This window comes from Micromonospora sp. NPDC049523 (assembly GCF_040676775.1).
Taxonomy (GTDB): Bacteria; Actinomycetota; Actinomycetes; order Mycobacteriales; family Micromonosporaceae; genus Micromonospora_G.
Genome location: NZ_JBFAPP010000001.1, coordinates 389,038 through 400,589 on the forward strand (window position 1 = coordinate 389,038; position 11,552 = coordinate 400,589).

An 11,552-nucleotide genomic window follows, 5' to 3' on the forward strand; every position below is an offset into this window, starting at 1 on the left:
CGTGCCCCCTGACCTCAGCAGATATCCGGGCGCCGGCACGGCCACCGCCCACCCGGCCGAATCCGGCGGGACCGCACCGGCAACCGGGGCACCCGCGCCACGACCGCCGGCAACGGTTGCCGGACCGTCGTCACGGCGACTCTCGAGCGGCCGGATCGCGGGGCTGCTCGTCGCCGTCGCGGTGCTCGTCCTGCTGGTGACGGTGAGCGTGGCCCTGGGCTCCCGCACGATCGCCCTGCCGGACGTCTGGCGCGTGCTCTGGCATCCTGACGGCAGCCGGGACTCCATCGTGGTCTGGCAGCTACGAATGCCCCGTACGATGCTCGGGGTCGCGGTCGGCGCGGCGCTCGGGCTCGCCGGCGCGGTGATGCAGGCCCTGACCAACAACCCGCTGGCCGATCCGGGCCTCCTCGGGGTCAACGCCGGTGCCGCCTTCGCGGTGGTGACCGCGATCGCCGTCTTCGGCGTCACCCAGGTGACCGGCTACGTCTGGTTCGCGTTCCTCGGCGCGGCCCTGGCCGCCCTGCTCGTCTTCGGCCTCGGCGGGCGCACAGCCGGACCCGCCGGTCAGATCCGGCTCGTGCTGGCCGGCGCCGCACTCTCCGCGAGCCTCGGCGCCTGCACCGGCATCATCACCATGTTCAACTCCACCGCCTTCGACTCGTACCGGTTCTGGGTGGTCGGATCGCTGGACAGCCGCGACGCGCAAACCCTCGGCCGGATCGCACCCTTCCTGGTCGTCGGCGTACTGCTCGCCCTCACCCTGCCCCGTCAACTCAACGCGATGGCACTCGGCGAGGACGTCGGCCGGTCACTCGGTGTCCCGGCGGTACGGATGCGCCTGGTCGCCTTCACCTCGGTCACCCTGCTCTGCGGCGCGGCCACCGCGGCGGCCGGGCCGATCGGCTTCGTCGGGTTGGTGATCCCGCACGCCGTACGGCTGGTCGTCGGGGTGGACCAACGGTGGGTGCTGCCGTACTCGCTGCTCACCGCGCCGATCCTGGTGCTGGGCAGTGACATCCTCGGCCGGGTGGTGGCCCGTCCCGGCGAACTCGAAGTCGGCATCGTCACCGCGTTCGTCGGCGCCCCGGTGCTGCTGGGACTGGTCGTACGCCGCCGGGCCGGCCGATCGTGACCGCGCCCCGGGTGCTGCACGGCCCCGGCCGGATCGCCGTCCGCTACCACCGGCGGTCCGCTGCCACGGTCGCGGTGCTGCTGCTCGGCTGCGCGGTGATCTGGGCCGTCACCATGTCCACCGGCGAGTACGCGCTCGGCCCGGGCCAGGTGTGGCACGTGCTCACCGGCGGCGGCGACCGCACCAGCCGCCTGATCGTGCTCGACCTGCGGCTGCCCCGCACCGTCGCCGCGCTGCTGGTCGGCATGGCGCTCGGGCTCTCCGGCGCCATCTTCCAGAGCCTGTCCCGCAACCCGCTGGGCAGCCCGGACATCATCGGTTTCACCACCGGTTCGGCCAGCGGTGCCCTGGTGGTCCTGCTGGTCGTCGGCGAGACTTCGGGCACCCTGGTGTTCGGTACGCTGCTCGGCGGCTTCGCCACCGCCATCGCCGTCTACCTGCTCGCGTACGCGCAGGGCATCCACGGGCAGCGGCTGATCCTGGTCGGCATCGGGATCGGCGCCATGCTCGCCTCGGTGAACGACTACCTGCTCACCCGCGCGGAACTGGAACAGGCGCAGGCGGCCAAGACCTGGCTCTTCGGCAGTCTCAACGCGATCGCCTGGCGGCACGTCGTACCACTGGCCGTCGCGCTGGCCGTACTGGTGCCGGTCACCATGGCCCTGGGACCCCGGCTGCGTGCCCTGGAACTCGGCGACGACATCGCCGCCGGGCTCGGCGTACCGGTCAACCGCAGCCGGCTGATGCTGCTGCTGTGCGGCGTGACGCTGGCCGCCGCCGCCATCACCGCGGCCGGTCCGATCGGCTTCCTGGCCCTGGCCGCGCCGCAGCTTGCCCGCCGGCTCACCCGGGCGCCGAGCATGCCGCTGATCCCCTCGGCGATGATGGGCGCGCTGCTCCTGCTCGGTGCGGACCTGCTCGCGCAGCGGGCGCTGGCCCCGTTCCAGATCCCGGTCGGCCTGGTCACCGGGGCGCTGGGCGGCGGTTATCTGATGTGGCTGCTCACCCGCGGAGCCACCCGCCGACCGTGAGCACGTTCATTCCTGCACGATGCCGGTGACGACCCCCATCGCGATCCACTGTGGATGACTGTGGATGACCGTCGGTGATCAAGGGCGCGGTCACGCACAGGTGCCGTGGCCCGGCGGACGGGTTTCCCGGCCGCGACGCAGGCCGGTACGACGAGGTGATCTTCAGCGGGACGGCTGGCACCTTCGGCTGATCTGTGGTCCGGCGCACGGACACCTCGGTACCGACGATCGGCCGCTGGCCAGAAATCGATCAATCGGCGAGGCCCCAGTGAATCTTGACAATGGATGCGACGCACAACACACTTCGGCCAACTGCGTGATCTTCCCATGCCGCCCCGGTAATCGACCTGCCGTGGGCGGTTTCCGTGCACGCCTCGACCGGAGGAACCTCTCATGAGGAGCATCAGAAAACCGGCCAGAGTCAGTCGGCTGGTAGCACTACTCACCGTGCCCGCAGCCCTCGTGTTGGGCGCCCTGCCCAGCCTCGCCAACTCCGCCGACAACGGACAGGTGGGACCGACCCGCAAGTCCAGCACCGAGCAGAACGGCGTCGCGCTCATGCGCATCGTCGCCGCGGACAAGGGTGAGGTCGACAAGCTCGCCGACCTCGGCGTCGACCTCGTCGAGTACAGCAAGCCGCTGGACAACGGCATCGAGGTGCACGCCGTACTGAGCCCGGAGGAAACCGCGGCCCTGCGTGACCTGGGCTTCGACGTCCAGGGCAAGATCTCCGACCAGGACGACTACCGGGCCAACGTGGCCGAGCGCAAGGCCGCGATCGCGGCCACCGAGGCGCTGGCGCTCGAAGCCGACACGCTGACCGTGCTGCGGGCCGAGTGGTTCACCAGCCTCGACGGCAACCGCTTCCTGTCGTTCGAGATCAAGTCCGACGCGGGCGCCGACTCCGCCACCGTGATCAGCGCGAGCTGGGACACCGGCATGAACACCCCGCCGGCCTCCGGTGGCACCGCCACCATGTCCCGCTTCACCGATGCCGGCGAGTACATGTACCACCGGTTCACCTCCCCGCTGGCGCTGAACACCCCCGAGCCGAACAAGGTGACCTTCACCAGCAGCAAGGGCGGCACCGTCAAGGCTTCGGTGACCCAGTGGCTGGGCAAGCCGAAGGAGGCGCCGGGCGAGCACTACGTCTCGGACTTCGTCGACCACTACATGGACCCGACCGAGATCACCGAGCGGATCACCGGGCTCGCGGCCGAGTTCCCGAACATCACGCAGATCATCGACCTGCCGAACCTGACCAACGGGTACCGCCGCCAGGCACAGGCCCAGTTCGGCACCGCCGCGGCGAGCACCTTCTACGTCACCACCAAGGCATGGGGGCACGAGGGCGGCAACGACACCACCGTGTCGCTGGTCAACCCCGGTGCGGCCAACCAGGCGCTGACCGTACTGGTGGCCGGCAAGACCGTGATGGTCTCCCTGGCGACCGACGCCGCCGGTGCCCTGAGCAGCACCGCCGCGCAGGTGGTGGCCGCGCTGAACGCGGACGCCGCCGCCTCGGCCCTGCTGACCGCGAGCACCTACCGCGGCAACGCCGGCACCGGCTTGGTCGCCGCGGCCGGCGTGACCCGGCTCAGCGACAACCTCCAGGCTCCGGCGAGCATCTCCCGCGAGCCGTTCCAGATGAAGGCGCTGCGCATCGGGCGGGCCAAGGACGGCTCCAAGCCGGGCGTGTACCTCTACTGCCAGCAGCACGCGCGGGAGTGGGTCACCCCGATCACCTGCGTCGAGACCGCCGAGCGGCTGCTGCGCAACTACGAGCGGGACACCAAGACCCGCAACCTGGTCAACGGCCTGGACATCTTCATCCTGCCGGTGGTCAACCCGGACGGCGCGCACTACAGCATGTACGACTTCAACTCGCAGCGTAAGAACATGACCAACCACTGCGCCGCGAACGCCGCCGACCCGGCGAACCGCAACTCCTGGGGCGTCGACCTGAACCGCAACCAGAACGCCGGTTCGCTGTTCGACGGCTACAACGGTGCCTCGTCGAGCTGCACCAGCGGCACCTACGCCGGCCCGAGCGAGCAGTCCGAGCCGGAGGCCAAGAACGAGGACTGGCTGATCAACACGTACCCGAACATCAAGTTCTCGATGAACACCCACTCGTACGGTGGGTACTTCATGTGGGCGCCGGGTGCGTACAAGACCGCCGGTCGTGAGGTGCTGCCGCGGACCGACTTCGGTACCGAGAACTACTTCTGGAACGCCTCGTCGAAGATCCTGAACGCGGTCCAGTCCCACCGGGGTACGGCGATCTGGCCGGGTCGTACCGGCCCGACCACCGACGTGCTCTACTCGGCGGCCGGTAACAGCGCCGACGCGCACTGGTACAACAAGGGCATCATCGCCTGGAACTTCGAGGTCGGCGCGGACAAGTACAACCCGGCCACCAACCGCTGGGACGCGGTCGGCTTCCAGCCGGACTTCAGCGAGGGTCACGAGGAGGCGATGGAGTTCTCCAGCGGCCAGATCGCGATCCTCGAGGTGGCCAAGGCGTACGCGGCGGACAAGTCCAAGCCGACGGCCGAGTTGGTCGTGAAGAGCAAGGGCGCCGGTACGACCGACTTCACCTTCACCACGAGTGAGGCGGCGAACGTCTACTACACGCTGGACGGCAGCGAGCCGACCACGTCGTCGCTGAAGCTCGGCTTCGCGGGCTACCGGGAGGGGCCGGAGCGGATCACCATCACCGCGAAGACCACCGTCCGCTGGCTGACCGTGGACATCGCCGGCAACGTCGGCACCGTACAGGAAAAGGTCCTGAACGTCCCCAAGAGCTAACCCCCACCAAGGTGTGGCCGCCGCCCTCCAAACCGGCGGCCACACCCCACCAACCCCACCCACACCCGGTTGATCATGAAGTTAGCGACGCCTCCAGGGCCTCTGGGCGTCGCTAACTTCATGATCAACGGGGTGGGGGTGGGGACTGAGCAGGATGTTGGAGTTGTAGATGCATTTGCATGGGGGTTTGGGAGAGGCGGGGAAGGCGGGGGCGGGGCGGCGGGTGGTGGTGTTGCTGGCGGCGGTGCTTGCGCCGTTGGCGGTGGCGACGTTGGTGGGGCTGGTTTTGCTGTGGCCGGGGGGCGAGCAGGTGTCGGGCGCTGCGCCCGGCACCGCGGGGCGCGACCTGAGCCATCCGGAAGCGACGGTCCAGACCGTCGCACCGTACGAGTGCCCGGCGCCCGGACAACGTACCGGCCCCGAATCGGGCCCTCGCATGGTCACCTGCGCCACCGTTCAGGCGCGACTGGAGACCGGTCCGGAACGCGACGGCATCGTGACCGTGGAGGTGCCGGCGGAGTCGTACCGCAGTGGACTCGAAGCCGGCGACCGGATCAAGGTCGTACGGGTCTTCAACCACCAGACCGGACCGGCCATGTACGCCTTCTACGACTTCGCCCGTACGGTGCCGATCGGCATCCTCGCGGCGGTGTTCGCGCTGCTCGTCGTCGCGGTGGCCCGGATGCGGGGGCTGAAGGCACTGATCGGGCTCGGCGTCGCGTACCTGGTCATCATCAAGTTCATGCTGCCCGCGCTGCTGGTCGGCGAGTCGGGCCTGCTGGTCGGCCTGATCGGCGCCGCGGCGATCATGTTCGTCGTCCTCTACCTCGCCCACGGCTTCTCCGCGCGCACCACCACCGCACTGGTCGGGACCCTGTTCGGTCTGCTGGCCACGGCCGGGCTCGGCCTCTGGGCGGCGGGTGCGGCGCACCTGACCGGGCTCGGTGACGCGGACGGGGTCACGCTCGCCATCTACAACGGGCAGGTCGACCTCTCCGGCATCGTGCTCTGCGGCATCATCGTCGCCGGCCTCGGTGTGCTCAACGACGTCACCATCACCCAGTCGTCGGCGGTCTGGGAGCTGCACCAACTCGCCCCCGACCGATCCGCCCGCAAGCTGTTCGCCAGCGCCATGCAGATCGGACGGGACCACATCGCGTCGACCGTCTACACCATCGCGTTCGCCTACGCCGGCGCCGCGCTGCCGATCATGCTGCTGATCAACGCGTACGACCGGCCGGTGCTCGCCGTACTGACCAGTGCGCAGATCGCCGAGGAGATCGTCCGTACGCTGGTCGCCTCGATCGGCCTGGTGCTTGCGATTCCGCTGACCACGGCGGTGGCGGTGGCCGTGGTGAAGTCGGTCGGGCACCCCGCTCCCCCGGCCGTCGATGGCGGACAGGCGCCCGGGCACCCCGATCCGGACGACGAGGACCAGGCAGCAGCCAAGCCGCCGCGGGACGAGGACCAGGCAGCAGCCGAGCCGCCGCGAGACGGGGACCAGGCAGACAAAGGGCGGGCAGATAAAGGGCGGGCGGACAAGGCGCAGGCAGAGCCGGATCGGGTGCAGCCGGTCGGCAGCCAGGGGTGAGCGGAGGTCGGCAGCGCAGGGGCGAGGGGCCGTGGCGGGGACGGCGTGTCGGGGTGCTCCGGTACGGTGTCCACCGTGCTGAGTGGACTGGACGACGTCGCCTGGGATGAGCTCGACCACGCCTACGGGGAGGCGACGGACGTACCCGGACTCCTGCGCGACCTGGCCGGGGGCGACGACGACGCGCTCGGGGAGCTGTTCGGCACGATCTGGCACCAGGGCACCGTGTACGAGGCCACGGCGTACGCGGTGCCGTTCCTGATCGAGCTGCTCGACGCCCCGGCCACCGACACCACCGGCCTGTTGAACCTGCTGTCGGCCATCGCCCAGGGCACCTCGTATGCGGAGGTCCACGAGGAGTACGAGCCCGCCTCGGTACGCAACAGCCCGGAGTTGGCCGCCCGAATCGAACGGGAGCTGGAGTGGATCCGGGCCGCCCGAACCGCGGTGGCCGCTGGTGCGCCCACCTACCTACGGCTGCTCACCTCGGCGCCGGACGAGGAGGTGCGCTGCCTTGCCGCGTACACGCTGCGGGCCTGCATCGAGGGGACCGATCCGGCCGCGACGGCGATGCTGGACCGGATCGAGGCGGAGGACAGCCCGGTCGTCCGGGCCGGTCTGATCCTGGCAGCCGGCGGGCTGGAAACCGCCACCCCGTCGCTGATCACCGGTTGGCTCGCCGATCCGGCCGCGCCGCCCCGGCTGGCGGCCGCGCTGGTGTCGGTCCACCTGGCGACCGGTTCCTCCGTCCCGCTGCCCGACGGCGTGGCCGAGGTGCTGGAACGCGACACCCCGTCCTCGCTCGACGCCCTGTCGACACTGCCGTGGAGCGCGCTCGGCGACGACCCGCTCCGGTGGGTGATCGAGCAGCTCGACGAGGAGTGGGAGCTGCGGATCCGGCTGCTGCGCGGCTGGATGCGGCACGACAGCGCCGACGTACGCAAGGGTGCGGTTTTCGCCGCCGAGCATCCGATCCTGGCGTGGCGGCCGGCGGCGGCCGAACTCGGACCGGCGCTGGCCGACCGGCTGTCCGACCCGGACCGTGACGTGCGGTACTGGGCGGCCAGCTTGCTGGCCGACTCCGGCCACGCCGCCGCGACCGCCACAGACGAGTTGTGGGCGCTGGTGGCCAGGGAACCGGTCCGGCACAACGAGCCGGCGGCCTTCGCACTCACGGCGCTCTGCCGGCTGCACGACCCCCGGGCCGCGGCGTACCTCGCCGAACGGCTCGCCGCCGATCCGGTGGACCTGTCCGGGCTGGACGCGGCCATCACCGCCATCGGACCGTGGGCCGACGTCTGCCGCGTACCGCTGCTTCGGCTCGTGCCGCTGGCACCGGCCGGCAACGTCCGGATCGTGCTGATCGACGCGCTGGGACGGCTGTACGCCGGCACCGACAACCCGGCTGCCGAGATCGTCCCGTTGCTCCGCCAGGAGTGCGAAACTCACCCGCACATCGCCACCCGGGTGCTCGGCGACCTCGGCCCGGCGGCGGTCGACGCGCTGCCGGAGTTGCATTCGATGCTGACGCACGACGAGCCGTTCGTCCGGGTCAACGCGGTCCGCGCGATCTGGCGGATCAGCGGCGACCCGGCCCCGCTGCTGCCCGTGTTGCGGGAGATCATCGAGACCGGCGGCCGGGCCGAACGTGTGCACGCGCTCGAACTGCTTCCCGAACTGGGGCCGGCGGCGGTGGCACTGTCCGACCTGCTGCTCCCCTTGTTCGGGGCCGACGACGACTGGCTCTCGGTGCGGTCGGCGATCGCCTACTGGCACCTGACCGGCGATCCGACGACCGTGGTGCCGGCCCTGCTACCGCACCTGCGTACGGGACCGTACGGGCGTGCGGCGCTGCGATGCCTGGCCGACATCGGGCCGGCGGCGGGGGCAGCGATTCCGCTCCTGCGCGAGGAGGCGGCCGAGGAGCGACCCGGGCCGACCGGCGGCGGTTCCCCGGCCGACGACGACGAGGACGACTGGCCCACCGCGTGCGCCCGAACGCTCGCGCTGATCGACGTGGCGTCGGCGAACTAACCGGGCGTACCGACAGCGGACGGTGGCGCGGGCGGCATCCGGGACGTACGGGTGCCGCTCGGCTCACCACTCGGACCGTCCGTCGCGTAGAAGATCACGTTCGGCGCCACCGGGTCCGGTCGGCGGTACGGTTCCGGGCGGTATGCGGAGGAATCATCGGGGCTGGCGCAGGTAGCCGCTCGACGTGCATCCCCCGCGCGGTGACTCGGAAATGAGGTGTCACGTGCCATTTCTGTCGGCGCTCGACCGCGCTCACACCGTCGCACCACCCGGCTACAGCCGCTGGCTCATCCCTCCCGCCGCGCTCTCGGTGCACCTGTGCATCGGGCAGGCGTACGCGACGAGTGTCTACAAGAACTCGTTGATCTCCCACTTCGACACCAGCCAGACCGCGATCGGCATCATCTTCAGCATCGCCATCGTGATGCTCGGCCTGTCCGCGGCGGTCGGCGGAACCTGGGTCGAGGCGAACGGGCCGCGCAAGGCGATGTTCGTCTCCGCGTGCTTCTGGGCCGCAGGCTTCCTCGTCGGTGCCCTCGGCATCGCGACCACACAGCTCTGGCTGGTCTATCTCGGCTACGGCCTGCTCGGCGGGATCGGGCTCGGCATCGGCTACATCTCGCCGGTGTCCACTCTGATCAAGTGGTTCCCGGACCGTCCGGGTCTGGCCACCGGCCTGGCGATCATGGGCTTCGGCGGTGGTGCGCTGCTGGCCAGTCCGCTGTCGCGGCAGTTGCTCTCGTTCTACGACCCCGACTACAACCCGGCCAACGCCAGCTCGGTCGCTTCGGGAGGCGCCCTGGTCGGGCTCTTCCTGACCCTCGGGCTGGGCTATTTCGTCATCATGATGTTCGGCGTGGTCAACGTGCGGGTTCCGGCGCCAGGATGGCGGCCGGCCGGTTTCGATCCCGGTACGGTGGCCGCCCGGCCACTGGTCACCAGGGCGAGCGTGTCAGCCGCCCACGCGGTGCGTACGCGATCGTTCTGGCTGCTCTGGGTGGTGTTGTTCTGCAACGTCACCGCCGGCATCGGGATCCTCGAACAGGCCAGTCCGATGATCCAGGACTTCTTCCGGGAGAACGGCGTCTCGACCGTCGCGGTGGCCGCGGCCGGCGGTTTCGTCGGCCTGCTGTCGCTGTTCAACATGGCCGGACGGTTCGTCTGGTCGTCGACCTCGGACCTGATCGGACGCAAGCCGATATACCTGCTCTACCTCGGTGGCGGCATGGTGCTCTACGCCCTGCTCGCCGCCGTCGGGCACGCCTCGACCGCCCTTTTCGTGCTGCTCGCGTGTGTCATCCTGTCGTTCTACGGCGGTGGTTTCGCGACCGTCCCGGCCTACCTGCGGGACCTGTTCGGCACGTTCCAGGTCGGCGCGATCCACGGTCGGCTGTTGACCGCATGGTCGGCCGCCGGTGTCGCCGGCCCGTTGATCATCAACGGTTTCCTCGACGCCCAGGGCAAGCCCGGCACGTTGACCGCCGAGGCGTACCGACCCGCGCTGTTCACCATGGTCGGCGTACTCGCCGTCGGGTTCGTGGCGAACCTGCTCATCCGCCCGGTGCCGGAACGGTTCCACGAGCCCACCGGACCCGCCGCCGAGATAGTCGTCGAGGAGAAGGAGCCGAGCCGATGACCAGGGACGAGAACCAGCCGGCGGTCGGTCAGCAGCGGCTACGCCTCTGGGCGTCCTGGTTGCTGGTCGTCGTACTGCTCGGCTACGGCGTGGTCCAGACCGCACGTACCGCGGTGAATCTCTTCACCCACTGAGCGGCGGCCCGGCCGCTCGGTCCGGCGCTGGTGGACGGCGTGACCCGTCATGCCGTCCACCAGCGCTCAGTCGACTCTCCACCAGCGCTCAGTCGGCCGTGGCCGGGAGTGGTCGGTCGGCCGTGGCCGGGAGTGGTCGGTCGGCGGTGGCCGGCGTGCTCGCCACCGTCGCTGGGAGGGCGTCGCCGAACAGGGTCAGGGCGTTCCGCTCGCCGATCGCGTTCCGGACCGCTGGGGATACGCCGAGCCCGTCGATCAGGTCGAGGATGGCGGCGGCCTCGGTGTGTGGCAGCGGCGGCGAGTCGGTGCCGAACAGCACCCGGTCCGGCCCGAAGGTGCGCAGCGCCAGGTCGATCGCGGTGGCGCTGGGTGTGGCGGTGTCCACCCAGATCCGGCGCAGGTAGCTGCTCGGTGGCTTGGTCAGCGCGGTCAGCCGACGCATCAGCCGGGGCGGTCCCGGTGGGCCGCCGGGCGCCGCGGCGGCGGGCGACGCCGGGCCGCCGGCCCAGTGGCTCGGTGCCATGATCCGGTCCAGCTTCTCGGCGAGCAGCCCGAGCGCGCCACCGGCGGTCGGGCCGATCAGCTTCAGCCCGGGAAAGCGGTCCAGCCAGCCGCCGAGCACGCAGCAGGCCAGCCCGATCGTGACGTCGCTGAACCGACCCAACTGCTCGATCAGCAGCAGGTGGTCCAGGCCCGTGCCGGCCGCCGGCATCGCGGGAGGGTGCAGCAGCACGGGTACGTCGGCCTCGGCCGCGAGCGCGAAGAAGTCCTCCGCCTCGGGAGCGTCCAGGTAACGGCCGGCGACGCTGGTGTTGGCGATCAACCCGACGAACTGCGGTTCGCGTACGGTCTGTGCGACCCGGGCCAGGTGCGCGGCGCCGCCGAACGGGTTGACGTAGACGTACGCTCGCAGCCGCTCCGGGTACTGGTCGACCAGTCCGGCCAGCCACGCATCGTGGCGGATCAGGTCGCTCTCGCTCTGCGCGTAGTTGTCGACCCCGGCCAGCGGCACCATCGCACCGCCGCCGACCGGGCTGCCGATGATGGTGGTCCGTACGCCACAGGACAGCTTCGCGGAGATCATCTCCTCGACCTGCCCGAGCGTACGGGGCATCGGATAGCGTCGCCTGGATTCCGGCGGGCTGATGTGTCCGTGCACGTCGATCGTCACACGGGTCAG

8 protein-coding genes are annotated in these 11,552 nt (G+C 70.5%); 7 read left to right on the plus strand and 1 reads right to left on the minus strand.

Features of this window, described 5'->3' with window-relative positions; all coding sequences use genetic code 11:
- Window position 1 precedes the first annotated feature (1 nt).
- The 7 genes from AB0J90_RS01755 (at window position 2) to AB0J90_RS01785 (ending at window position 10,372) form a co-directional block, all read left to right on the plus strand.
- Window positions 2-1,135: an iron chelate uptake ABC transporter family permease subunit gene (locus AB0J90_RS01755; RefSeq protein ID WP_363591074.1), complete on the plus strand. Its 1,134-nt coding sequence runs from the start codon at window positions 2-4 to the stop codon at window positions 1,133-1,135.
- Entirely contained in the window at window positions 1,132-2,166 is a 1,035-nt protein-coding gene (locus tag AB0J90_RS01760) for an iron chelate uptake ABC transporter family permease subunit (protein WP_363591076.1), read from the plus strand. The genes AB0J90_RS01755 and AB0J90_RS01760 overlap by 4 nt, the downstream gene beginning before the upstream one ends.
- Window positions 2,167-2,559: 393 nt before the next feature.
- Window positions 2,560-4,977 (plus strand): M14 family zinc carboxypeptidase, encoded by a 2,418-nt coding sequence (locus AB0J90_RS01765; RefSeq protein WP_363591078.1) that lies wholly within the window; start codon window positions 2,560-2,562, stop codon window positions 4,975-4,977.
- Window positions 4,978-5,146: 169 nt separating this feature from the next.
- The gene (locus AB0J90_RS01770; RefSeq protein ID WP_363591080.1) at window positions 5,147-6,568 is read left to right on the plus strand and encodes a YibE/F family protein; all 1,422 of its coding nucleotides are present in this window, start codon (window positions 5,147-5,149) and stop codon (window positions 6,566-6,568) included.
- A gap of 75 nt (window positions 6,569-6,643) precedes the next feature.
- The gene (locus tag AB0J90_RS01775) at window positions 6,644-8,602 is read left to right on the plus strand and encodes a hypothetical protein (RefSeq protein WP_363591082.1); all 1,959 of its coding nucleotides are present in this window, start codon (window positions 6,644-6,646) and stop codon (window positions 8,600-8,602) included.
- Window positions 8,603-8,825: 223 nt separating this feature from the next.
- On the plus strand, window positions 8,826-10,238 hold the full coding sequence (locus AB0J90_RS01780) for an OFA family MFS transporter (protein ID WP_363591084.1): 1,413 nt from the start codon (window positions 8,826-8,828) through the stop codon (window positions 10,236-10,238).
- Complete coding sequence (locus tag AB0J90_RS01785; RefSeq protein ID WP_363591086.1) at window positions 10,235-10,372, plus strand: hypothetical protein; 138 nt, start codon at window positions 10,235-10,237, stop codon at window positions 10,370-10,372. Before AB0J90_RS01780 ends, AB0J90_RS01785 begins: the two co-directional genes overlap by 4 nt.
- Before the next feature lie 88 nt (window positions 10,373-10,460).
- On the opposite strand, the gene AB0J90_RS01790 is transcribed toward AB0J90_RS01785, so the two are convergent.
- Window positions 10,461-11,543, minus strand: coding sequence for an amidohydrolase family protein (locus AB0J90_RS01790; protein WP_363591088.1), 1,083 nt, complete (start codon window positions 11,541-11,543; stop codon window positions 10,461-10,463).
- Window positions 11,544-11,552 lie beyond the last annotated feature (9 nt).